Below are 26378 nucleotides of genomic sequence, written 5' to 3'. Positions count from 1 at the left end.
TTTAAACTTACTCATCATGGATACATCACTGATCACAATGCCCGTGACCTTCAAAGTGGGGGACATCATGAGCGAAGATGAGTTCTTCAGGTTCTGCCAGATGAACGATATGCTGAACTTGGAGCGGGACAAACATGGCAATATCATTCTTATGTCACCGACAGGAACTTCAACAGGCAGTTTTAACACAGATATTCTCTTGGAAGTTGGAGCGTGGCTAGCGGCAGGTAAAATCCAAGGAAGATTATTTGATTCCTCCACAGGTTTTACGCTTCCTAATGGCGCTGTAAGGTCTCCTGATTTGTCATGGATTCCACGAAATAAATGGGATGCATTATCAGCGAAAGACAAGGAAAGGTTTGCACCGATCTGCCCTGACTTTATTATTGAGGTTCGCTCAAAATCAGATAGTCTGAGATATTTACAGGATAAAATGCAGGAATATATAGATAATGGCTGCCAGCTTGCGTGGCTTATTGACCGTTTCAAAGAACGCGTTTCGATTTACAGAAGCGGCAGAGAGATTGAGCACATTAATAGTTTCAACACTCCGCTCTCGGGCGATCCATTATTTCCTGGCTTTATGCTCGATCTCTCATTGATCGATCAATCCTAAGCATTAATGCCCAATCTGCTTTGCCACCAAAGCGATTCCTTCCCGGAATGTATGCGGTTCGTAGCCAAGTATATTCCGGGATTTTTTTAGGTCAAAACCGGTTCGTGGCGGGCGGCGGGCTGGTTGGGTGAATGATGATGCGTCGGTGGGGGAAATGAGTGATTTGTCTAACGAAAAGTAATCGGCTGCCATGATGGCCATTTCATAAGGTGTTAGAAAATCCGCTCCCGAAATGTGAAAAACACCTTCTGCGCGCTGATCTGCAATCAAATAACATCCCATAGCAAGGTCTTCGGCCAGGGTCGGCGTCCGGAATTGATCCGTAACAACCTTGATTGCCTTACCTTCTTCCAATGATTTTTTAACCCAGAGAATAATGTTGCTCCGGCTCATATCGTGCGCTATGCCGTAAACCAGCACAGTCCGGGCAATGGCCCATTGAATGTCGGAATGCATTACAGCTTTTTCTGCGGCATATTTGCTCCAACCATAAAAACTGATCGGGTTAGGCTCGTCTTCTTCTTTGTATGGCCCGGAAGTGCCGTCAAAAATGAAGTCTGTGGAAACGTGTTCCAGGAAAATGTTATGCTTTTTACAGGCCGCTATCAGGACTTCAACTGCCGTAATATTCAGTTTCCAGCAGGCATCCTTCTCCATTTCACATTGATCCACATTGGTCATGGCGGCTGTGTGAATGATAACCTCAGGTTTTACCTCCGTAAGCACTTCATCCACCTGCACAGCATCAGTTACGTCCATTTCGCGGAAATGATAACCTTCCGAGACGCTCAGCCGATTTTCGCCTTTGGCAGTGGCGAATGTTTCATATTGCTCGTTTCCAGCTAATAAATCCACCAGTTTTTGCCCGAGCAGCCCGTTGGAGCCGGTGATCAGTATTCGTTTTTTTTGCATTAAGCTTCGTATTGCCAGCCGTATTTCTTGGTGATCTTTTTCTTCTTCATTTTCTTGACAGACATGTTCATAGACACATTTTTCTCTGGTCTGTCGCGTTCATCTTTTTCCACGGCGCCAATCTTGTCGATCACTTCCATTCCGTCGATAACCTGCCCAAAAACCGTGTAAGAGCCATCCAAATGCGGTGTTCCGCCGATTTCCTCGTAAACTTTTCTTTGGGAATCAGTTAGCTTTCTGGCAGCACGGGCGGCCTGCTTGTTAAGGTCATTTTTGCTCCATTTCCGGCCCTGCACAATGTAAAACTGGCATCCGCTGGATTCTTTGGCTGGATTATTGTCACGTGCTGCGGCTAATGCGCCTTTCTGGTGAAACAGCTTGGGGCTGAATTCGGCAGGGATTTTGTAGCCATTATCACCTTTTCCGAGCATATCTTCGGGCTTGGCATTTCTTGAATTTGGATCGCCGCCCTGGATCATAAAGTCATCTATGACGCGGTGGAAAAGCAAACCGTCGTAAAATTTATCTTTTGTCAGTTTAAGGAAATTGGCTTTGTGCTTTGGTGTTTCGTCAAACAGGATCACCCTGATTGTCCCCAGATCCGTTTTGATCGTTACAACATCATCTTTTTTAGAGCTCTTTTGGGCAAAAACACCCACAGAAAACAGGCATAGGAACGCCAGAACTAATGCTTTTTTGGTTTTCATAAATTTTATTTTGCCGCGAGTACATTTTTATCGGTTGGGACAAACTGGAATTTTAACCCGTAATCCTTCCCTTTTGAAACATCTTCCATATTAACCCGAACAGATTTCTTGTTCCAGGTAACCTTATTAGGTTCTTCCTTAGGTGCATCATAATCCTTCGTGAAGTAATTTTTTCCTGCATTCCAGAGCTGCTTTGTGGCTTCCGGACTGTTCAGATAAACGTCGACGGTGATCCTGTTCACCTTTTTGTCGGGCGTTAGAAAATATTGTACGTCAATGGTTTCCAGCTGCGGAGTCTCAGCCGTGTATCCCAAATGATCCGCCGTTTCTTCAAACATTTCGAAATTTTCTGAAGCTTTGACCTTACTGATCGGGTCACCGAAAGAAATGCCCCGAAGCACGGTTCCTTCCGCCTTATCGGTGCCCAAGATTGTTTGCAGCAATGCAGATTGATCGCTGTTGAGATCATTCTCCGCTGGCGCTTCCACCTTCACCGAGTCGGTTGCCGCTTCGGATTGCTCGTTTGTTTTGGTGTCACATCCTGAGATTGCCAATGCAAAAAAGACAGCTGCAAACCCGGTTTTGAAACTTTTCATGCGTGTAGAGGTTTTTTTCATTCAGTTTAGTATAAGTGTTACAATAGTCGTGCCTTCTTTTCCGAAAAGGCCTTATAATGCTGCAATGTAGCCATATTTGACAATTTTGAAAACGATTTCAAAATTCGCGGGAAACGTTGAAAAAGAATCTCCGCTCGCCTTTTCCGTTCAGCGTAAGGTTGAATCGCGCCAGTATATTGTAAAAAGTAACAATATCGAGGCCGGCACCGGCGCCATAGAGCATCGAGTTGCCCAGCCGCGTGTTACTGAGTTCGGGATAACTGTTTTTAACATAACCGGCATCTGCGAAAGTGTTCAGGTAGGCGGCCAGAGGAAGTGTGTTGAACTGTTTGATCGGAATAAAGGAAAAGTGTTTCTGAAATGAGAAGAGTTTGTATTTCAATTCATTTTTCAGCAATGCATAATCCTGTCCGTCAACCACATAAAGCTCATATCCACGCACGAGATCGTTCCGGTAACCGAGCCCGATCGTTTGCAGATATGGCTGTCGCTTTGGCAAGGAAACCCTTCCCCGGACGCCTGTATTGAAATACCACCTTTTAGAAATCGGGATGTATTTTCGGTAGGAGCCATAAAAATAGGTCATATTAACGTCGTCGGTTGGTAAAAGGCCGATCTTCGAAATTTGTAACCCAAGCGTTTGCCCCCGCAATGCATACTGAACATTATCGCGCTTGTCGTAGCTGAATGAATAGGTAAGCTGAAAGTAGCGCTGGATTGTTCGTCCTTTTAACAGATAATTCGGATTCAAAGCGGCAATGGTGTCGGAGATCTTGCTGTAACTCCACCGCAGATCGGCAGTATGGAATGTGTAATATTTATTCCGGCGGCTAATGCTCACATAGGAATAGAATCTTTCCCGGTTAATGTCTTCACTATTAAAGTATTGCAGCTTATCCCGCCATGTCCTGAATGCCGTCGTTTTGTTAATCGAGTAAGAAGAGCCCAGCGTGATGCCCGTTTTTTGCGCCTTGTCAATGTAGGGCAAAGTGTAGGCAACCTCGAATTTTGGAATAAAACCAAACTCCGCAAGAAAGCGCAGCTTATCCGCACGGCCGGTAACATTACCGTAGCTCATATATACGCCATAAGTTGTGCGCGACAGATCGCGTTTTCGTTCATACCACCATTCGTTGAAATTGCGGTCTGCAAGCTGGAAAACGGGAACAATAATGAGATACCATCGCTCTTTCACCACAATTCTGATGTCTGTCCGGATCGAGTCCGGATTGCTTTTCGGGATCAGGTCTACGGTGATGAACAAATTGGTGTTGACGATTTTCCTGCGGTCAATTTCGAGGGTTTCTGCCAGCAATGCGGTACTCAGCGTATCGCCGGTTTTAATGGCCATTTCGCGCAGGATAATGCCGGCCCTTGTGCGGTGATTTCCTTCCACAAGCATGTCGCCCACAACGATTGTTCCGGCAGTGTCGGTTGCAACTGTTTGCGCGTTAGCGATTTGAATAAAAAGGAATACGAATAGCGGAAAGTATATCTTCTTATAGTGTCTTTTAAGGTTCATTCGTCACTGCCAGGTTTCGTCATAGAAACGATACTTTCCTTGAATTTGGTGAATATTCGGTAAAAATAAGGTTATCTCAATTCACATAACGGTGCATTTAAAAAAACATATAATCGGGATAGTCTTTTCATAAACTCAGTGAGTATCCTACAAAGACTTAACAGCTATTACTATGTCACTTTCCCGGGCTGAAACTTTGATTAATAAACTGATCAGTAACAAACTCACAGGGGAAGAACTGTCCGAATTGCTGGAAGGCATTAACAGTGAAACAGACCAGCAAAAATATTCCGACGCGCTGGAAATTTACTTCGACTATCTGCTCCAACAAAATCAGCCGAACGGCAACAGCCGGAACGGGCATGCTCCCGGCAAAAACGATAGTACTTAAGCAAATCTCCCAAGTAATGTATCTGAAACACATTTAAACTGTATTTATCCCCAAAAATGACCCGAATTTAAAGCCATTTCACGAAGACTTTTCTCCTGTTATCATGACTTATGACAATCACCTAAAATTCAAAGATTATGAATTCAATCTCTATCATTAATATGCGGTGCGTGCTTTGGTGTTTGCTCACCGTGCTGCTTTTTACCGGAAAGGACGCGCCGGTCGTAGCGGGTGAAAAACCTGTCAGCGCCGCGAAGGACCAATCCGTAGCCCGGATTCGCGGAACCGTGACATCTGCCGTGGACGGTGCCGTTGTTCCCGGTGTTAACGTGCTCGTGAAAGGCACCCAGGTTGGAACCACAACCGACGCTGCCGGAACGTACTCCATTGATGCCGACGGTGATAATGCAGTCCTTGTGTTTTCTTACATTGGATTCAACTCAATTGAAGTAGCCGTTCAGGGAAAAAGTGTGGTGGATGTGGTCCTTGAAGAGAACGTAGCGACATTGCAGGAAGCGGTTGTTACTGCCCTTGGTATAAAAAGAGATAAGCGTTCACTGGGTTATAATGTAGGCAAAGTTGAAGCCAAGGATATTGCCAATGTGGCCAATGAAAACGTGCTTACTTCACTTTCCGGCCGCGTTTCAGGGGTTTCTATTAATCAGACGAGCGGTATCGGTTCTTCGATCAGCATTGTGATCAGGGGAGCGGCTTCATTGAAAAATAACCAGCCTTTATTTGTTGTGGATGGCGTGCCGCTGGCCAACAGCCTTGCTAACGTAAGTGAAAAAGGAAGCGGCAACAAAGTCGATTATGGCAATGCTATTTCGGACATTAACCCCGACGATATTGAAAGCATGTCTGTGCTGAAAGGTCCCAGCGCGGCAGCACTTTATGGTTCCAGGGCTGGTAATGGCGTTATTTTGATCACAACAAAATCTGGTAAGAAAGGCAAGGGGCTTGGTGTTTCTTTTTCCACTTCCAATGTATTTGAAAAACCTTACAGATATCTGGATCTGCATTATAAATACGCAAATGGTGAAAGACCTTTCCAGTTGGACGAATCATCCGCATACTGGGGCGGTTTGCCGCTGGATGCCGGTAATAAGGAAGTGCAATGGAACAGCCCGCTGGATGACAAAGGAAATCCGATCCCGACTGAGCTGAGATCTCACAAAGACAATATGAAGAACTTCCTGCAGACAGGAATTACTTCAACCAATAACCTCACGGTTTCGGGTTCCACCGATAAATCGACTTACCGGGTTTCCTATAACAATATGATCAACCGGGGCCTGATCCCTAATTCGGACCTTTACCGGAATGGGTTGTCGCTGGCAGGAACATTTGATATGGCTAAAAATCTGAAACTAAGCACGAATATCAATTTCGTTCGTTCCAGCTCAAACAGCCGTCCGCAAACTTCCGAAAGAGACGGAAACCCGCTGCAAGCTGTTTATTACTCGCCTAGTTACAACATTGAGGATCTGAAAGGAGTGTGGAAACCGGGCCTGGAAGAAATAGAGCAAATGACCGTAGCAAAAGGCGAAACGGACAATCCTTATTTTCTTGCCAAACATTTAACCAATGCGTATACACGCGATCGTTTGTACGGAAATGTTAAGCTCGACTGGACGATTGCCGAGGGTTTGACCGCCTTCGCGCGTTACTCGCATGACATGTTTGATGAAGACCGTGAAACCAAAATTCCATGGAGCTACAAAAGCATGGCAAAAGGCGGTTACTATCTTGAAAACATTGGTCGCAATGAAAGCAATGCTGATTTCCTGATCACCAAAACCATAAAGGCCAGCGATTTTGATATCAGCATTTCGGGTGGTGGTAACATTATGCAGCAACACCAAAACACCTCAAATCTGGGCGGCAGGGACCTTTCTGTTCCTGGACTGTATAACATTTCCAACATTCCGGTTGGTAACAGGGTCGTCGGGAACGGCAGTTTTAAGAAAGCCATTTACAGCTTATATGCTTTGAGTTCAATTGGTTTTAAAGATCAGCTTTATCTTGATCTGACTGCGCGGAATGACTGGTCGAGTACATTGCCCGAAAGCAACCGCTCTTATTTTTATCCATCCGCATCATTGAGCTGGTTGGCGAGCACGACATTTAATATGCCGTCGGCAGTTTCGTTACTAAAACTCCGCGGAGGATGGGCGCAGGTGGGTAATGATACAGATCCTTATCAATTGTATCCAAACCTCGGAACAGGAAACTGGGGAGACCTGGTAACGGCAAATCTGGGCGAAAACTTGCTGAACCCTGCATTACTTCCGGAAATCGCGACGTCAACAGAAGGTGGAATTGACCTGAACTTGTTCAATAACCGTTTGAGATTCGACATTACTTATTATGACAGAGCTAATACGAACCAGATTTTCAGCGTTCCGATGGCACCTTCGACGGGTTATGCGAGCAAAAACATCAATGCTGGCAAGCTGGTGAGCCGTGGCTGGGAAATCGGGCTGGGTGGAACGCCTATCAGCAACAGAGGCGGGTGGAGCCTGGATTTGAATGCTAATTTCAGCCGTAACCGTGTTACTGTTAAAGAATTGGCACCAAACTTCCCGTATTTTGAACAATGGGGAGAGAACGGAGCGGGTGCTTACACATTCGTAGGGGAGCAAATCGGCAACATGTACAGCCGCGGGTTTGCTACTGTTCAGGACAAAGCTTCTCCTTATTATCGCTGGCCGATCATTGCTTATGATGGCGAAGGCGGGGATATGGACTGGCAGAGCCTGGGTGGTCGTGAAAATAATGTGAAAGTGGGTAACTACAATCCTGATTTTCTGGTGGGTATGCAGGCTAATCTGACTTACAAAAGATTCTCCCTGGGATTAAGCTTCGATTGGAGACAAGGCGGTGAGTTTATGTCATTCACGTATCGCTATGGCGAATCTGACTGGAAATCACAACGCCAGATCGACAACCTGATCCCGGGAAGCCAATATAGCCCCGACGAGCTGGTTGCCTTGCTGAAATCAGATCCTGAAAAATACATTATCCCGCAAAACGGAAATTTCCCGAGAGTAGGAGGGCATACGGCTGCAACAGGTGGTTTCGGACCAGATGGTGACGGAGCATTTATTCCGGGTGTCTGGCAGGATGAGGCTGGGGAGTACCACGAGTGGCTGGGTGGAGCAGGCACCAAATATCTGCCTATCACGGCTGTGTATCCGTGGAGCTTCAACCAGCAGGTTACATTCGATGCATCATTTGTGAAGTTGCGCGAAGTAACATTGTCTTACAAGATTCCAAACCTTTTCGGGGTTGTGAGAAATGCGAACCTTTCGCTGTACACCAGGAACATTATGCTATGGACCGCTTCAAAAATCGGCATCGATCCTGAGCGTGCATTTTGGGCTGATCCCAACAAAGGAGGCTTCCGCCAGGGAATTGAAAGACAGAACGTGATGCCTTGGACTATCCCTTTTGGATTTAAGCTCAATTTCGATTTCTGATCAGATCCTTTTGCTCATCATACTTTAAAAATAAAGCAATGAAGATTTTAAAATATATACCCGGACTTGTTTTCATGCTCTCGCTGTTGATGGTAACTTCCTGTAAGGAAAGCCTCACGGAGATCAATGAGAACCCAAATGGCGTCGATCCAAACCGCGCCAATCCCAACCTGATAATGCCCACAGTGATGACGGGCGTTGCCAATCAATATGTAAAACTAGGCTACGGCAGAATAGCCGGTGTTATTCAGCATACCCAGGAAGATGCCTGGAAAGATGGTTTCAACGATTATAACTGGAACGAAGAAGACGATGAATGGAAATCGTGGTATGGCTTTCTGAGAAACAATAACTTGCTGTATAAGAGAGCTGTTGAGACTAAGGTGAAATTTCATGAAGCGGTTGCATTAACGATGCGTGCATTCATTTTCGGCACCATTTCCGATCTCTGGGGCGACGCACCTTACACGCAGGCGCTGAAAGGGGACGAGGGAACAATGCTTCCTGTGTTTGACAGTCAGGAAGTAATTTACAAAGGGATCATTGAAGATTTGAAGGCGGCCTCAGCCATTTTTGCCTCTTCCGGTGATGAAAGGGATGCGCCTGCTTATGATGTGTATTACAATGGAAGTGCGCAGAAATGGCAAAAATTTGCAAACACATTACTGCTCCGTTACTATATGCGCATTTCCAGCAAGCTTCCTGACATTGCCAAACCGGGAATTGAGGCCGTTTATGCATCCGGAATTTACTTCAAAGATGCCAGTGATGACGCAGTAATGGACTTCATAGGGACGGATTCGAACAATTCGTGGCCCAATGCAACGGCATACGACGTCAGCGAATCCAACTGGAGAAGGAGAAGACCAGCATCCACATTGATCAATAATCTGGTAACCAATGAAGACCCCCGATTGAAAGTGTGGTTCCAGCCCGTTCACGTGCGTTGGGTAGCAGATCCGACACTGGCCAGGGGAATGGATGAATTCATTCGGGAAGATGGCAAAATCCTTACCGGTGTAAAATCATTTACTGAGCAGGAATTAAGGGTGAAAATTGCCGCAGGACATAAATATACGCGCCATTTTAACCCTAGTACTTACAAACCCAGCCGTCCCGAACAATTCAACGGGCCGATCAATACAGGCGAATATGTGGGCGTTCCTCCGGGAATGATTGATCCGACTTATTACAATGAAAACCCTACGACGGGCCAGCAAGTGCAAAATCAGCATGCGTCGCAGCTGAGCTATACTTATCAGGGAAATAAAGGTGGGATTTTGAAAGCCAGACTGGCTTCTGCGGCCGAAGCTTCATTCATTCTTGCGGAAGCTGCACAGAAAGGCTGGGCTGCCGGTTCTGCTGCTGCGCATTATAACAATGGAATCAAGCAATCTTTGCAAACCTGGGGTGTAGCAGATAAATACGACACATTTGTCAAGCAAAAGGGCGTTGCCTATAACGGAACATTAGCCCAGATTATGGAACAAAAATGGGTGTCGAGCTGGACAGCTGCCACAGAAGGCTGGTTTGATTATCGCCGGACCGGCTTACCCGCATTGGTTCCGGGCGTAGCGCCTACATCCCGCGCATTGCCGCTGCGTTTTATTTACAGCAATAACGAGCTGAACAACAACGGAGAAAGCGTAAAGAGTGCAATTGAAAAATTAGAGGAAACCAAGTTCTCAGGACCGCGTAAGAAAAACAGCCAGTGGTCGAAACCATGGTTGGTGCAGGGCACGGGAAAACCCTGGTAACAAGTAAACAGGCTTTTGTCTTTTGGCAAATAGCCCGATCATAGCAGAACCGCAGTAGAGTAAAAGGAACGCAGCTTCGTGCCCTTTTTCGCTACTGCGGTTTCTTGTTTACAACATTTATTATCCACACTTATTCAGAAAGAAAGAATCAATGCAAAAGAGCTATTTAAGAACAATCCTCCTTGCTGCATGCTTCGCAGCGCTTTTCACAGGTTGCAATAAGAGTAACGAACTTCCTTCGGGAACTGTAAAAGAAGTGATAGACAATTTGGTTACAAAACTTTACAGAACCCTCCCGCCAACACAACTTGATACGATTTCAAATGAATATATTTTACGCTTGCTGACAGATAAAGACAAAGAGATTTTATCAAAGAAATTCTGGACATTCGATGTCAATGTGCCCGTAATTGTTTCCTTAATGCGGGATAGGGATCAGGAGGTGGTCCCGTTCTGGATAGAGGCGAGCGGGTTTAAACTGAGTCAATTTCAGGTCAAGAATGATGAGTATGAGTACGAGGTTTGGCAAAAGGAATTTCCTGCCGGACAGGTTGGACTTGGAATAAATGGTTTTGATAAACACAGGCCTGTCTATTTTATTACCGTGGCCCCGCAAAATGAGAAGGATAAGCTCAAAATCACGAATGTGAATCCCCGGTATGCATTGGGCGTCATGGATCTTAACGAATTTACCTATCACGATTGGGACGAATTAAAGCTGAAATTCCTTTCGGTTGAATTGAAAGATCAGGTGCTTTTTACGACTGTTCGCGGCCGGGCAAGAGAAGCACATCTGGTAAACGCATTCAGAACAACCGACACGCCTTCCGGTACAAAGCCCGATCAGGTCGTGCTCACTTGGAGCGGCGACGCGAAAACAACCATGGACATTCAATGGAGAACCAGCCCGGAAGTAAAATCAGGGAAGGTGAAATATTGGGAAAAAGGCGGTATAGATACATTTTACGTAGATGCTTCCGTCTTTAAAATGGAAGACAGGCTCCTTCGGAATGATCGTTTCATGAACCGGTTCACCGCTAATCTCGATTACTTGGACCCCGGACAAGCTTATCAGTATGTATTGGCTTCCAAAAGCGGCTGGTCGCAACCTGCCGAATTCACGACGGCCCCTTTGAATGAAGAAAATTTTTCTTTTATCTGGTTTGGTGACACGCACCATTCTGAGGCCTGGGGTGATATGGCCAAAAAATCATTGAAACGACATCCCGAAACAGCATTTTTCTCTATTGTGGGAGATCTGGTCACCACCGGCTTGCACCGCGACGAATGGGATAAGCTCTGGGATTATTCAGACAGCGTATTTACGGGTAAGCCATTGATGCCTGTTCCGGGTAACCATGACAGCCAGGATGGGCTCGGGGCGTGGATGTATAAGGAAATGTTCAGCCTGCCGGACAATGGTCCCAAAAAGCAACCTTCCGAAATGACGTATGCCTTCAATTATGAGCATGCGCTGTTCCTGATGATGGATGCGACGCTGCCGATTCATGCGCAAACTGCATGGATGGAGCAACAGCTTAAAAATTCTGATGCAAAATGGAAATTTGTCATGCTCCATTTCCCGCCTTACAACTACGATAATTCGTATGATGAGATTATAAAAGAATGGTGTTCGCTGTTTGACAAATATCATGTGGATATGGTCATGAGCGGGCATATGCATTATTATTTGCGTACAAAACCAATGTTCAACGAACAGCCCGTGGCATCGCCGGCAAAGGGAACAATATACACGGTGTCTATCGGCATTCCGGGAGAATTGGAATATTGGTTAGAGGAAGAATATGCTGCGGTAAGAATGAAAGAAGGCCCGCTTTACCAGCACATTGCGATCAAGGGAAACACACTTTCGTACAAATGCTACGATCCAGATGGCAATGTAAAGGACCAATTAGTGATCAAAAAGTAAATTGTCTTTTTAGTTAAACGAGCTGGAAATGAGCGAAAAACTAGCAATACATGGCGGCTCAAAAGCCGTGGACAAAGAATTTCCCTGGCCGATCTATGATAGCAGTGACGTAAATGCGGTCGCGGAGATCGTCATGAGCGGAAAATGGGGAAATCCGGATTGCGGTGACGAGGTCGCGAGGTTCGAAAGTGAATTTGCCGCCTATTGTGGAAGCAAATACGCCATTACCTGTGTAAATGGCTCCGTATCGCTCCGTCTCGCATTGATTGCCTGCGGCGTAAAACCGGGCGACGAAGTAATCGTTCCGCCTTATACGTTTATCACAACAGCTTCATCAGTTATCGAATGCAACTGCGTTCCGGTGTTTGTGGATATAGATGCCGACACTTATAACATAAGTCCGGCAGCGATAGAAGCTGCTATTACTGAGCGCACAAAGGCTATCATTCCCGTTCATTTCGGTGGGCTCGCCTGTGATATGGATGCCATTATGGACATTGCAAAAAGACACGGGCTGCGCGTTATTGAAGATGCCGCGCACGCCCATGGTGCCGAATATAAGGGGAAAAAGTTAGGCTCAATAGGCGATGTGGGAAGTTTCAGCTTCCAATCATCCAAAAACCTGACCTCCGGCGAAGGCGGGATCGTGATCACAAATGATGATGAGTTATATGCCATGATGCGCTCTCTGCGGAATGTCGGGCGCATTGAAGGCGGTCAATGGTATGATCACTACCATCCAGGCTGCAATTACAGGATCACCCAAATGCAAGCCGTGCTGCTCTCACAGCAGTTGAAGAGGCTGGAAATGCAAACGCAAAAGAGGAATGACAATGGTCTGTTTCTGAATGAATTACTGTCGAATACAAAAGGCTTAAAACCACTAACCCGCAGTGAGGCCATCACGTTGCATTGCTATCATATCTATATCTTTAAATACGACGCCAGTGAATTTGGCGGCTTATCAAGAAACGATTTTGCAGCAATGCTGGCCGCAGAAGGCGTGCCCAGTTTCAAAGGTTATCCACACCTATTATACAAGCAGCCCCTTTTTCAGAACAAAAACTTCATGTGCTATGCCATCCCCGACCACGTAGATTACACCCGGGTCCATTGCCCTAACGCCGAACAAGCGTGCTCCGAGGCCATCTGGATCCTCCAACATGCACTACTAGGCGAAAAGGAAGATATGCAAGCTTTCGCACAGGCGATCTTGAAAATCCAGCGGGCAGTTTGCTGAACCGCCCGCATCATTTACTTACCAACTCTAACCCTGATCCCTTCGCTATGCGAGGTGAATTCGGGCGCGTACATGCATTGGATGGTGGTGATGCCGTTGCTAAAATCCCCTTCCTGATTAATAAATAGCGGATATTCGAACACATATGTTCCTTTTTGTAATGTGCTGAAAAAGAAGTTGGTGCTGGCGTCTTTTGTGCTTTCGTAGTAACCCAAACCTCCCTGCCATTTATAACTGCTTAGCACATTCACAGGCTCGAAACCCGAGGCGCGCATATCTTTCATATGCACATATTCCATGTCCCGGTCGGCGCGAAGTTCAATGCGGACCTTTACTTTGTCGCCAACGTGCAGGATGTCATCGGGGTTTACCGGAGTAAGCACCGGCCCACTATCCGAGTTTTTTTCAATAAATAGCTTTTTTGATAGTTTAAGCGGCGTTTCTGAATAAGTGATTTTGTCAAGATCTTCGAAATACTGCCAATAGACCGCTCCCCAGGAGGGTGCGCTGACAATGCTTTTTTCTCCGTTTACGCGCACTTCAATGTTCCCCATGCCAGCATTCACTTTGCTTCCATCGATCCTCGTTTTGAAGTAGCCAGTGCCCGCTTCGGTCTTCTCCGCCTCCACTTTGGTGTCACCCAGATGCACCGATATTGTGCGGTCGTCGGTAAGCCAGTTATTTCCGGTCATAAGCAGTGCATAGCAGGCTTCGGCAGTGGCTTTTGTGCTTTCCCAATTGTTGGTCTGCTTATTTTTCAAAAGCCAGGTTTTCATATCATCCACTGCCGCAACATCATTTGCAATCTCTTGAAACGCCTCTATCAACAGAGCCTGACGCTCGATGGGCGCTTCATGCCACCACCAGCTGCGTTGCGTTGTTTTCCAATACATGCCTAGCTCTTCGTTTATAATAGCCGTTTGTTTCAGTGATTTCAGGATTGCAGCAGGCGTGGCCGTATCACCGGAGCGATGCAATGCTAAGGCAATCAGCCCCTGCATGTATTTGGTCTGAATGTTCCAGGTAACCCTCGCCCGTTCCATGAAATAGCGATATGCTTTTTGAGAAGCAGCGGGCACGGGCTGATCCGGGAAAAAGCTTCGCATATACAAATACTGCGTCACCAATGTCGATGGCGTATACTCTTTTAAGTTAGCCTTATGCTTGATCAGATCATTGTAATCGTCGATAATCCGCGCATCCAGATATCGGATTGCACCCTTGATAATGTTAGTAATTTGCTCCTCCTGACTTTTTTGAACAGCATTGACTTTACGCAAATGCCCTATTCCGCTAACGATATATTGCGTCATATAACGGTCGTCGGGGCCACCTTTGAACCAGGAAAAGCTGCCATCCGGATTTTGAAGCTGTTGTAACTTTTCAATAGCGCTGCTCAGCTCATTGGTCATCCGCAAAAGATCAAAAAGCAGGGCAATGTTCTTCTTTTGCTCATTTTCTGTTTTTGCTGCCAGCACCCACGGCGTTTCTTCCAACAGTAATGATTTCAGTTCCTGGTTTTTTTGGAGATTGCTGAGCAGAGCCGTCGTGTCACTTTTGCGCCAGGTTTCAAAAACCCTGGCTATTCTAGAAGAGCTTGCGACAACGCTTGCTGCCATTGAATTGGCATAATAGCGGTTCCAGGTTTGTTCGGCACAATCGTACGGATATTCCATTAAATAAGGCAGCGCTTGCACGGCGTACCAAGCAGGATTACTGGTGTATTCTACGGTAACAGACTGATTTGTAAGCGTTTTTGAACTTCCGGAATTGATCAGCTTTTCCATTTTGAATTGCTTGCTTCCTGTTCCGCGCAAGGCCAGAGGCAATGTTTCGGTTACCAGCATGCGGTTGGACAACACAGGCAATGTGTTTTCTTCACCGTCCGAGAGGTTGCCTGAACTCGCTACGATGCGCCAGGTAACTGTTTTGGAATAATGTTTTGGAATGCTGATCGCAAATTGCGCCACCGTGCTTTGCCCGGCAGCAACATTGAAGTCCTTTGCATTTCCCACATTCGCAAACAATGCGTCGATAGCCTCGTTGCTTTCTGTATCAATCAATTGCAGTGAAATTTTCCCCTTTAAAGAACGATCCGACAAGTTGACCACTTTTGCTGCAAGCGTTATCTGATCCCCTTCACGCAAAAACCTGGGCGGATTTGGCTGCACCATGAGTTCTTTCTGCGTAATGATTTCTTTGCTGCTGTAACCCAATGCGAGCTCTTTTGTATGCGCCAATGCCTGGAATTTCCAGCGCGTTAATGCTTCGGGCATCGTGAATGAGAATGTAATGCTGCCGTCCTTATCCGTTTTCAGGTCAGGAAGGAAGAATGCTGTTTCGTTGAAGTTCTTTCGCGGAGAGGCTGGTGGGATAGTATTAAGCTTATCTTTTTTCTGTTGAACACCATAACCGACTTGCACCACGTCATTTAAAGCGGCAGCGTCTTCTCCAAACGGTATTTTCTTTGCAACCACCGCTTCCTTTACTTCCTCTTCGGATATCATATTTGCAGACATCGGAGCGCTCATTACCATACTTCTGTTTCGCACGTTACGGCCGCCGCCACTTAGCCCGCCGGCCCTGCCACTCAATCTTAATATGATGCCATTGTCGCCATAATCAGGGCCTAGCAAGTTGTCGTAGCGCTTCTCGAAATGCTTGTAAGGTTCAGCGCCCGAATAAAGCACCTGGGCATCTTTGTATATAAAACTAAGTCCGTTTTCCCACCTGGCGAGCCCCGGGCTAACCGGCCAGTGATCGGGTTTATGCCATTCATGCTGGTAAAACTGATCCAAAGAGGCGTCGTACATGCCAGCAAGCATTTCAGCCGCGACTTTATCCTGCTTGTAACCCGAAATTTTTACGGTCCATTTTTCCTTGCTGCCGGGCAAGGTTTTGTCGCGGAATGTCTGATATTCAATTTTTAGATCCTTGTTAGTCCAGGGGACGCTCACAAAATCCTGATATTGGTGCACGCGGTTGTGCTTTACAAATAGGTAATCGACGCCAAAACCGCCCCGGTCTGCTTCTGTTGCAGTTATGTCGAAGGACTTTCTTTCCGCATTTAATTTGAAAAATGAAAAGTTGTCCGGCTTGCTTTTTTTTCCGGAACTGGTGATTACGAATGCGTTTTCGGCAGACGTAGCAAGCTGAATGTTCGTTTTTTCGCCTGGTTCGATTGTTGTGCTGCCTTTTGCCTGAATGTATTGCGGATAAATAAGCGTGTTGTTCGCGGGATCAATCACTTCCATGTATTTAATGTCCTTAACCTCTGTATTCCGCTCGTCTTTTGCCGTTATTTCAATTTTATAAACACCGGCTGCTAGTTTCGTTTTGTCGAGTTGAAATGGTTCTTTTTGGTTTGTCTGTGCTGTTTTTTGGAAAACGACACTTTGCTCCGGCCAGTTTTCCTTGTCCGTTTCCTGATCATATTCATCATTTGGGAAAGCTGCGATAAATTCAGGTTTGGTCATGACAAACACATCCGGGCGCTCCCAGTAACGCGGGCGCATGAGCCTGTTTTCCGGGGAAAGTCTGGTGATCTTTACGGTTACAGGCGACGGAACAAATGTCCCGTTCATATTTTCCGTGCGTATTTTGAAATCGGATAATTTGTTGATCTCAATGGTTTCCGGAATGTCTGTTTTAACTAAAATGGATTTATAGCCCACATTGACATCTGTTTGCGCACTCCGGGTTTCTCCGTTTATATCCGTAATGTCGGCGTAAACTGTAAAGTTGAAGACAGGTTCCAGGTCTTTCTTCGCCCTCAAATTAGGGATGGCTTCAAAAGCAATGTGAAACTTGCCTGACGCATCAGTAACGGTTTCACCATGAGCGATTTCCATCGGGGCGGCAATTGGGAAATACCTGGACTTGTAAATCCATGGATATAAATATCGCTCGCTTCGGACCACACGGTAAACAACTTTCGCGCCATCGATTTGATTGCCGGCATAAGCGGTGCCTGTTCCGGACACCTTAATGCTGTCGCCCAGCTGATAGGATGCACGCAATGTATCAAACTGCACGGCAAATCGCGGTCGCTTGTATTCTTCCACATGAAAAGCAGTTACGTCTCGGTCGTTCGCTACGATGGAAAACTGGCCGTTAAGTGTCCCGGAAGGCAGGACAAATGACCCTGAAAAACTCCCGAAGTCATTCACGGTTTTGGTTGCCTTTTCGACCACTTCGCCGTTGGCGTTTTTAAGTACTACTTTAATTTGTTCGCGCTGATCTTGTAAAACCGTCTTTCCTTTTGCAGCAATGCCCTTATAATAAACGGTTTGGCCAGGTCTGTACAAACTTCGGTCCGTAAAAAGATAAATGGCACTGTGCGCACTTCGCGCAGTATCAATATTTGTGTTATAGTAAGTATGAACAGGTTGCTGAATAAACAAATGATCATTTCCATGCGTGACTTCCAGTAACACGCCCTGCGATTGGGGGCGTTTCGGATTTTCTTTCTGTTTGAAATGACCGTTTTTGTCGGTTATATAAGAGGATTGTTTCATTTTGACATAACTGCTTGTTTTATAGTCATATACGGAGTTCCAGATCGAGGCATTTGCACCGGCAAGTGGCTGTCCGCTGTCGCGGTCGAGGATAAAATAATTTTCATCGCGCTGAACATAGCTGATGTTGCTGACATAAAGAGGCTTGAAACCGGAGGTGAAATTTCTGTCCAAACTGTGGGCCTTCGAGCTGGCGATCAGCATATACTCGCCTCTTGGAAGGCCGTCCACCTTAATTTCCACGCCATGCTGCTGATAATCTTTCATGTCAGGCAGTTTTTGTTCCCAACTCCGCAATGCAGGCGCTTTGTGAAGCAGCCGGAAGGTTTCATTGATATCGTTTTTGTCAACGCTCCGTTTTATCTCTTCGGTCGCTTTTACGATCTTCAAGAAAACCGAGCTGAGATTTTTATAGTGAACGAGGGTTAGAAAAGGCTTTTCAGGAATGTTGACATGTTCCGCGGTGAACTGCAATTCTTGCCTTTTTATGCTGTTCAAAAGGTTATAAGCATTAATTCCACCTTCCGTTTCAGGGTTTTCCTTCATGACTTTTTCACATATTTCAGCCGCTTTGACTTTGGCAAAACGATGGGTCGTATCCCCGTTTGCTTTGAATGTATTTCCAAATGTATCATGGTAAGCGGCCATCAGATACCAGGCTTGCGCTGCGGCCGGGGTTTGCGCATATTGTTCCGCCACATGATAGATTGCCATATAATACTGGGATTCTGCATCCGGATGAACCGACTTTTGCCGCACAAACTGTAACCGCTGCAAATCAATGTCGATCAATGCATCAGGCTGCGTATCATTGCTGTGAAATGTGATTAGTTTCTGATACAACTGCAAGGCAAAGAATTCAAGCGAAGTGCTGTCCTTTGTCTCAAACTTGCGGTGAATGAAGTCGGCAGCCGGATCAAAAGCCGAGGCTTTATCGATTTCAAATGCGTAAGCTGGTTTCTTAATGTCCCGTTCGTCATTTGAAAAATACTGCAATGCACTGTTTGTGAGTAAATCATATAGGCTAGGGCGCAGCTTTCGCATGTTTCCCTTCGTAATGATCGCGTCGTAGGTTTCCAGTTTTGTTTGTTTCAAAAGTGCTTCGTCCGCAATGGATGCCAGATAAAGCGAAGCAATTTTTGCATGAAAATCCTCGGCAGACCAGGTGCTGATATCCTCTTTTATGAAATTCAATGTGGCCGTTCGCTGGTAAAGTTGCCAGCGGATCCTGTTATAATAGCCGTAATAAGTGGAAGCGAGCAGGTTTGTTAGGATAGATTTTGCCGGGCCCTTGCTCTCCGCAACCTCCTTTTCCAGCTCCTTAATGGCTGTCGTTTGATGATCCTCCCGCGTTTCGGCTTGCAACGTGACCATGTACACTGCGGCCTTAATCACCTGGGCTTCCTGCTTTTCCTTTTTCGCCAGATCATAAATTTTCCTGACTTCTTCGAGCGCCGATTTTGGTAATTTTTTTTGCTCGTGTGCTTCAACGATTTTCCATTGGGCATCGTAGTTTTTGAGCTTTTCCTGTCCGTTTGTGTGCATAGGTAAGTAGCAAATGAAGAATGTGATGAAATAAGGGAAGTATGCCCGGAATGCTGTCATGTTCTTTTAGGGAGAATAAAATGCAATGATGAATGTAATGTGCCGTCAATGCTCGTTACGCTAAATATAGTTTAAAACGGAAATGTTTTAGGATACCATTTATCCGGAGGCGGTTATGAAGTATCCAGGCTTCATTAGAATTTAACATTCGGCAGAAGTAAAAAACGAGCTGATTGCCGCTTTGTACAATATGAAGTATATTTAATAAAGCCTTTTGGAAAAATATAATTTATTAATATTCAAGTTGAACGAAATTTATTTGATTGAAATATGCGTACGATAATGCTGGTTGGTGGGATAATCATTGTACTCGTGCTGGGAAAACTTTTCGTTTTCTCTAAGCCGGGAAAGGATAAGCCCTCGGAAGTGAAAGGAGCGGGAAGCAAAGGAGGCGGTTCGTCCGGCGGAGCAGCAGTGCCGGTCAATGTGTATGTTGTTAAAAGAGAAACGATTGAAAATCAGATATTCGCGTCCGGAACGGTGATTCCCAATGAAGAGGTTAATGTCATGGCCGAAGCATCGGGCAGGTTGGTTTCATTGAATATCAAGGAAGGCGCATTTATTGAAAAAGGTCAGCTGATCGGCAAGATCAATGACCGCGAGTTACAAGCACAATTGCAGAAAGTTGCTTACAATCAGGATCTTACTAAGAAAATTGAAGCGCGCCAGAAGAAACTTCTGAATGTGGAAGCGATTAATCTGGAAGAGTATGATGTGACTTCGAATAACATCAGGATCCTGGAAGCTGAAAAGGAAGTCCTGGAAGCCCAGCTGGAAAAAACGGAGATCAGGGCACCGTTCAGTGGCCGCGTAGGATTGAAATACATTAGCGAAGGCGCATATCTGGCGCCGGGTACGCCCATCGTGACCATCGTTCAGAGCAATCCGGTAAAGGTGGATTTTACTGTCCCGGAAAAATACGCGCCTAACATCAGAGTTGGTAATGTCGTGAAGTTCAATCTCGACGGTGATGCCTCAACTTACAATGCGAAAATCCTCGCAATAGATCCAAAAGTGGAGGAAAGTTTACGAACGCTGAAAGTGCGGGCCATAGCGCCAAATCCTGCGGGGCGGTTTGTTCCGGGGATGTTTGTGAAGATCCTGGCAGACCTGGATGCCAATAAATCGGCCATGATGATCCCTACCGAAGCCATTGTGCCGGTTTTGAAAGGAAAGAAGGTTTTTGTTGTAAAAAACGGCAAAGCACAGGAAGTTATGGTTGTGACCGGATTGCGTACGGATAAAAAAATACAGATCATCGAAGGTTTGCAGCCAGGCGACTCGCTGATCACCTCCGGGATTATCGCTATCAAGCCCAATACGGCCGTGCGGGTGAACTGAGGAAGGAATCGTGAAAATGTCAAAACCAATGTCAGCCGACATTAATCCCCAATTATGAGTATATCAACACTCTCTATCAAGCGACCGGTCCTGGCGATTGTCATGAACCTGCTGATCATACTGTTCGGGTTTCTTGGATATAAATTTCTGGGAATGAGGGAATTCCCTTCCATTGACCCGCCTGTGGTGTCCATCCGGACCAGTTATACGGGTGCCAATGCGGACATTATTGAATCCCAGATTACCGAACCGCTAGAAAAACAGCTGAACAGCATTGAAGGCATCAAGTCCATTAACTCCACAAGCAGCCAGGGAACCAGCCAGATAACGGTTGAATTTGACATTGGTGTGGACATGGAACGCGCGGCCAACGACGTGCGGGACAAGGTAGGCTCTGCTTCCCGGACATTGCCATTGGATATCGACGGGCCGCCAGTGGTTGCCAAGGCAGATGCCAACTCGGAACCCATCATCGTGCTGACATTCAAAAGCGATACGCGGTCGCATCTGGAAGTGAGTGACTATGCGGAAAATGTGATCGCGCAGCGTTTGCAGACTATTGAAGGCGTGAGCGAGATCCGGATCTTTGGGCAGAAAAAATACGCCATGCGGATCTGGATGGACCCGATTAAGATGGCCTCGCTCGGCATTACCACGCAGGATGTGAAGATTGCACTGGATAAGGAAAATGTAGAGCTGCCCAGTGGTAAACTGGCTGGAAATAATACGGAGCTGACTGTAAAAACAATCGGAAGGTTCAGAACTGAGGAGGATTTTAATGAGATGATTGTTAAAAACTCCGCTACACAAACCATCCATTTGAAGGACATTGGCCATGCAATACTGGGCCCGGAAAATGAGGAGACGATTTTAAGACTGGACAATGTTCCGATGATCGGCCTCGCCATTTCACCCATGCCGGGAGCTAATTATCTCAACATTGCGGAGGAAGTCAACAAGCGGATGGCGGACATCAAGCGGGAGCTTCCAAAAGACTATCAGCTTGATACGCTGATCGATAATACGATTTTCGTGGAGCGTTCGATCGAAGAAGTGGGAGAAACGCTGCTGATCGCCATTGTACTCGTTGTGATCATTATCTATCTCTTTTTCAGGGATTGGCTCATTGCATTCCGGCCTCTGATCGACATTCCGGTTTCGCTGATCGGGACGTTTTTTGTTATGTACATTATGGGTTTTTCCATCAATGTCCTAACGCTGCTGGCTATCGTGCTGGCAACCGGACTTGTAGTGGATGACGGGATTGTCGTCACGGAGAACATTTTCAAGAAGATAGAACAAGGGATGGGTCCGATTGAGGCGGCCATTAAAGGGGCTAACGAGATCATTTTTGCGGTTTTATCCACTTCTATCACGCTGGCATCGGTGTTCCTGCCGGTTATTTTCATGGAAGGTTTCGTAGGGAAGCTTTTCCGGGAGTTTGGTATCGTGATCTCTGCGGCGGTTTTGATCTCTGCATTCGTTTCGCTGACGCTCACACCCATGCTGAATGCTTACCTGGTTCGTAAAACGCACAAGAAGAGCTGGTTCTACGAGAAGACGGAGCCGTTTTTTGAGAACATTACTAATAGTTACGGCAATGCTCTGGCCCGGTTTCTGAAAATGCGCTGGGTTGCTATTCCTATTGTGGCGGTTACAGTGGGTATGATCTGGTTTTTTGGAAAAGGCCTGCAATCGGAACTGGCTCCGTTGGATGACCGTAACTGGTTCAGGATCAACATGACAACGCCGGAGGGATCTTCCTTTGAATTTACGGACCGCTATGTACAGGAAGTTAGCAACATGCTCATGGACTCCATGCCGGGCAGAAAAGGCTTGATGCTCATCACGTCCCCGGGTAACTCGGGCTTAGGCGCAGCTAATACGGGTAGTGGCAGGATTGCATTGGTTGATAAAAAAGAGCGCAAAGAATCACAGCAGGAAATTGCGGATTATATCAACCAGAAATTGAAATCAATGCCCGACGCCAAGTCGTTTGTGGTGCAGCAGCAGACTATTTCCGTGGATTCGCGGGGCGGCTTGCCGATTCAATACGTAATTCAGGCGCCGGATTTCGAAAAGTTGCGAGAGTATCTTCCCAAGTTCATGGAAGAAGCTTCAAACGACCCGACATTCGCGATTACAGATGTTAACCTAAAATTCAGTAAACCCGAAATCCAGATTGTCATCGACCGCGAAAAGGCGAAATCGCTGGGTGTGACGGTTCAGGACGTGGCGCAGACAATGCAGCTGGCTTTTGCAGGTCAGCGCTTTGGCTATTTTACGATGAACGGTCGTCAGTATCAGGTGATAGGGCAATATGACCGTGAGAACCGGGATGAGCCATTGGATCTCAAAAGCATGTTTGTAAAAACGGCAAACGGAAGCATGGTGCAGCTGGACAACATTGTAAAGGCAGAAGAGGAAAGCAGTCCTCCGCAGCTTTTTCATTACAACCGTTATATGAGTGCAACCGTACAGGCTGCCTTGGCACCCGGCAAAACGATTGGTGACGGCATTGCGGCCATGGACAGGATCAGGGATAAATTGAAAGATGAGGCCATTCAAACATCATTGAGCGGATCGTCCAGGGATTATGCCGAAAGCTCGTCGAACACCATGTTCTCGTTCTTCCTCGCTTTAATATTGATCTATTTCATTCTGGCGGGGCAGTTTGAAAGCTTTGTAGATCCGCTCATTATCATGTTTACGGTGCCGCTCGCCATCGGAGGCGCTGTGTTCTCACTATGGTTTTTTGACCAGACATTAAACATTTTCAGCCAGATCGGAATGATCATGTTAATTGGATTGGTTACCAAGAACGGGATTCTGATTGTAGAGTTTGCGAATCAGCTGAGGGAAAAGGGCCTTGGGATCCAGGAAGCCGTTCTCGAAGCAGCCACATTGCGTTTCAGGCCGATCCTAATGACCAGTCTGGCCACGATCCTGGGTGCATTGCCGATTGCTATGGCACTTGGTTCAGCAGGCAAAAGCCGGATGTCAATGGGAATTGTGATTATGGGTGGGCTGTTGTTCTCGCTCGTACTAACCTTATATGTAATCCCGGCCATTTACACATTCTTCTCAAGGCCAAAGGACTTCAAGAAAATGAAAATGATCGAGCAGGTTACGCGGGAAAGTGAAGCATTAGATCCGGTGTGATCAGGCCCTGCCCATGCTTTTGAGCATCCGAACATGCGAGCCGAGCGCATTGCCGAAGTTGGCTTTGGCATTATAATCCAATCCGAATTCTTGTGCCGTTGCCTGTACAATAGGCGATAGCGCATGGTAATGTATGTGGGAAATGGATGGAAATAAATGATGCTCGATCTGATAATCAAGTCCGCCGATATACCAGGACAGTAAGCGGTTTTTTCCTGCAAAATTAGAAGTGGTCTGCAACTGATGTACGGCCCAGGCATTCTCTACGCAACCCGAATCATCCGGCTCTGGCTGATGTACACCCTCCACGACGTGCGCCATTTGAAAAACTGTGCTCAGGATCATTCCTGCCGTACAATGCATGGCCATAAAGCCAATAAACCATTGCCCGAAAGTGAGTGAAGTAAATGCCAGTGGAATGACGCAGATGAAAACAATGTAGGCCACTTTTGTAAAAACCAGCTTAATCAGCTCTTTCCGGGGAAAAGGCTTAGTCATGCCCGATTCTGACATTTTATTGAAAAGAGAAATTTCCTTGAAATCTTTCCAAAGGAACGACAAGGTCATCAGGCTGTATAAAAAGAAAGCGTAAATGTGCTGGAAACGGTGAATTTGCTTTTGCTTTTCCTGAAATGACAAGCGCAGCAAAAATTTCCCGGTAATGTCTTCGTCTACTTCGTGAATGTTGGTAAATGTGTGATGGAGCCTGTTATGCTGCACTTCCCAGTTATAAGCGTTGCCGCCCAGCAGATAAATGGACGCCCCGAAAATTTTGTTAAGCACATTGGAATTAGCCAATGAACCATGGATCGCATCATGCATGACCGACATGCCAACGCCTGCAACACCAAATCCCATTACGATGGCCAGCGCAAACATGGTTAAGTTAGAAAAAGCGCCAGTCAGGATCAGAGTATAAGGAATCAGATAAAGACTGAGCATGAAAAAGGCCTTATAAATAATCTGCTTACCTCCGGACTTGCATATATTATTGGCAGAGAAATACTGATCAACCCGCTGTCGTAACGTAGGAAAAAAAGTGCTTTTGGCAGCGTTTGTAAATTTGATCTTTTGATATTGCATAAAAAGTAATCAGTATTTGATAATCAGTTCAGTTTAATTATACTTTCCTTGGGAACGTAAATAGTGTGTGATTATTAGCTTATCACAATTGTTTATTACCCTTTCAGTCAAAAATTGCGCAATAACGGAAATTTCAAAATTATATGAATGCGAAAGGCAAAAAAATAAGGCCGGTTATAAGCCGACCTTATAAAAACTGATAAATTATATGCTTACAATGCGAACTTCTCTTTGATTGCGTCTACGAAGTCAAGCTTTTCCCAAGTGAACAATTCCACTTCCACTTCTTTTTCTTCTCCGTTTGCTCCTTTGAATGACTTTTTAACAACCTCATTCTTGCGGCCCATGTGTCCATAAGCAGCAGTTTCGGAATAAATCGGGTTTCTCAATTTCAATCTCTGCTCAATTGCGTAAGGACGAAGGTCAAAAATCTCGCTGATCTTCAAAGCAATCTCGCCGTCGTTCACCGAAACTTTCGAAGTTCCGTAAGTATTAATATACAATCCGCAAGGTTCAGCCACACCGATGGCGTAGGAAACTTGTACAAGCACTTCGTCACATAATCCTGATGCAACCATGTTCTTTGCAATGTGACGCGTTGCATAGGCCGCAGAACGGTCTACTTTGGAAGGATCTTTTCCAGAAAATGCACCACCGCCGTGTGCCCCTTTTCCGCCGTAAGTATCCACGATAATTTTACGTCCTGTAAGTCCTGTGTCCCCGTGCGGTCCACCAATGACGAACTTGCCGGTTGGGTTGATATGGAAAGTAATGTCTCCTGTGAACAGTTGCTGCAATTCAGGAGTAAGCTTACCTTTTACGCGTGGGATTACGATGTTGATCACATCTTCTTTGATTTTTGCAAGCATTGCTGCTTCTGCGTCAAAATCATCATGTTGTGTGGAAACAACAATGGTATCGATGCGCAAAGGCACATTATCATCACTATATTCGATCGTCACCTGCGATTTTGCATCCGGGCGAAGATATGGGATCAGGCTTGATTCGTTATTTCTGATCGCCGACATTTCTTGCAGGATCTTGTGAGCAAGGTCCAATGCCAACGGCATGTAGTTTTCAGTTTCGCGTGTGGCGTAACCAAACATCATTCCCTGGTCACCAGCGCCCTGTGCATTTGCTTTTTCTTCGAAGCTTTCGGAGGCAACCGCACGGTCAACGCCCTGGTTAATGTCTGCGCTCTGATCGTGGATAGCAGATAAAATACCGCAGGAATTGGCTTCAAACATGTATTCACTTTTCGTGTATCCGATCTTTCTGATAACCTCACGGGTTATTTTCTGAACATCCAGATAAGTACTAGTCTTCACTTCTCCGGCCAAAACCACCTGTCCGGTTGTAACCAGCGTTTCACAGGCAACCTTACTATTGGTGTCCCAGGCTAAAAAGTTGTCAATTAAAGCATCTGATATTTGATCGGCGACCTTGTCAGGATGTCCTTCAGATACGGACTCCGAGGTGAATAAGTATGGCATAAA

General features: G+C 46.0%; 15 protein-coding genes. 8 read left to right on the top strand and 7 right to left on the bottom strand.

What is annotated here, in order from left to right:
* Window positions 1–16: 16 nt before the first annotated feature.
* Window positions 17–616, top strand: coding sequence for a Uma2 family endonuclease (locus tag LZG74_RS16035; RefSeq protein WP_233797553.1), 600 nt, complete (start codon window positions 17–19; stop codon window positions 614–616).
* Between the two features lie 3 nt (window positions 617–619).
* Here LZG74_RS16035 and LZG74_RS16030 read toward each other — a convergent pair whose 3' ends face one another.
* From LZG74_RS16030 to LZG74_RS16015, 4 genes are all read right to left on the bottom strand, one after another.
* Window positions 620–1528 carry an NAD(P)-dependent oxidoreductase gene (locus LZG74_RS16030; RefSeq protein ID WP_233797552.1) on the bottom strand — a complete coding sequence of 303 codons (909 nt, stop codon included), beginning with the start codon at window positions 1526–1528 and terminating at the stop codon, window positions 620–622.
* Entirely contained in the window at window positions 1528–2235 is a 708-nt protein-coding gene (locus tag LZG74_RS16025) for a peptidylprolyl isomerase (protein WP_233797551.1), read from the bottom strand. The genes LZG74_RS16030 and LZG74_RS16025 overlap by 1 nt, the downstream gene beginning before the upstream one ends.
* Window positions 2236–2240: 5 nt before the next feature.
* The gene (locus LZG74_RS16020; RefSeq protein ID WP_233797550.1) at window positions 2241–2852 is read right to left on the bottom strand and encodes a hypothetical protein; all 612 of its coding nucleotides are present in this window, start codon (window positions 2850–2852) and stop codon (window positions 2241–2243) included.
* A 97-nt stretch (window positions 2853–2949) separates the two neighbouring features.
* Window positions 2950–4374: a BamA/TamA family outer membrane protein gene (locus LZG74_RS16015; protein ID WP_233797549.1), complete on the bottom strand. Its 1425-nt coding sequence runs from the start codon at window positions 4372–4374 to the stop codon at window positions 2950–2952.
* Between the two features lie 172 nt (window positions 4375–4546).
* On the opposite strand from LZG74_RS16015, the gene LZG74_RS16010 reads away from it, so the two are divergent.
* The 5 genes from LZG74_RS16010 to LZG74_RS15990 all read left to right on the top strand — a co-directional run bounded on the left by LZG74_RS16010 (window position 4547) and on the right by LZG74_RS15990 (window position 13174).
* Window positions 4547–4765 carry a hypothetical protein gene (locus LZG74_RS16010; protein WP_233797548.1) on the top strand — a complete coding sequence of 73 codons (219 nt, stop codon included), beginning with the start codon at window positions 4547–4549 and terminating at the stop codon, window positions 4763–4765.
* Between the two features lie 137 nt (window positions 4766–4902).
* The gene (locus LZG74_RS16005) at window positions 4903–8247 is read left to right on the top strand and encodes a SusC/RagA family TonB-linked outer membrane protein (protein ID WP_233797547.1); all 3345 of its coding nucleotides are present in this window, start codon (window positions 4903–4905) and stop codon (window positions 8245–8247) included.
* Between the two features lie 38 nt (window positions 8248–8285).
* Window positions 8286–10004, top strand: coding sequence for a SusD/RagB family nutrient-binding outer membrane lipoprotein (locus LZG74_RS16000; protein ID WP_233797546.1), 1719 nt, complete (start codon window positions 8286–8288; stop codon window positions 10002–10004).
* A 151-nt stretch (window positions 10005–10155) separates the two neighbouring features.
* A complete protein-coding gene (locus LZG74_RS15995) occupies window positions 10156–11934 on the top strand; it encodes a metallophosphoesterase family protein (RefSeq protein WP_233797545.1) in 1779 nt (592 codons plus the stop codon).
* Window positions 11935–11962: 28 nt separating this feature from the next.
* On the top strand, window positions 11963–13174 hold the full coding sequence (locus LZG74_RS15990; RefSeq protein ID WP_233797544.1) for a DegT/DnrJ/EryC1/StrS aminotransferase family protein: 1212 nt from the start codon (window positions 11963–11965) through the stop codon (window positions 13172–13174).
* 14 nt (window positions 13175–13188) lie between these two features.
* On the opposite strand, the gene LZG74_RS15985 is transcribed toward LZG74_RS15990, so the two are convergent.
* Complete coding sequence (locus tag LZG74_RS15985; protein WP_233797543.1) at window positions 13189–19296, bottom strand: alpha-2-macroglobulin; 6108 nt, start codon at window positions 19294–19296, stop codon at window positions 13189–13191.
* A gap of 270 nt (window positions 19297–19566) precedes the next feature.
* Between LZG74_RS15985 and LZG74_RS15980 the strand changes: the two genes are divergently transcribed.
* Both LZG74_RS15980 and LZG74_RS15975 read left to right on the top strand, forming a co-directional pair.
* Entirely contained in the window at window positions 19567–20637 is a 1071-nt protein-coding gene (locus LZG74_RS15980) for an efflux RND transporter periplasmic adaptor subunit (RefSeq protein WP_233797542.1), read from the top strand.
* Window positions 20638–20691: 54 nt separating this feature from the next.
* The gene (locus LZG74_RS15975) at window positions 20692–23799 is read left to right on the top strand and encodes an efflux RND transporter permease subunit (protein WP_233797541.1); all 3108 of its coding nucleotides are present in this window, start codon (window positions 20692–20694) and stop codon (window positions 23797–23799) included.
* On the opposite strand, the gene LZG74_RS15970 is transcribed toward LZG74_RS15975, so the two are convergent.
* The gene (locus LZG74_RS15970) at window positions 23800–24741 is read right to left on the bottom strand and encodes an acyl-CoA desaturase (RefSeq protein ID WP_233797540.1); all 942 of its coding nucleotides are present in this window, start codon (window positions 24739–24741) and stop codon (window positions 23800–23802) included.
* Window positions 24742–25094: 353 nt separating this feature from the next.
* Window positions 25095–26375 (bottom strand): methionine adenosyltransferase, encoded by a 1281-nt coding sequence (gene metK, locus LZG74_RS15965; protein WP_233797539.1) that lies wholly within the window; start codon window positions 26373–26375, stop codon window positions 25095–25097.
* Window positions 26376–26378: the final 3 nt, after the last annotated feature.

Source organism: Dyadobacter sp. CY327 (genome assembly GCF_021390415.1).
Lineage (GTDB): Bacteria > Bacteroidota > Bacteroidia > Cytophagales > Spirosomataceae > Dyadobacter > Dyadobacter chenhuakuii.
The sequence above is the reverse complement of the archived record's forward strand: the minus strand, read 5'-3'. Positions and strand labels throughout refer to the sequence as shown.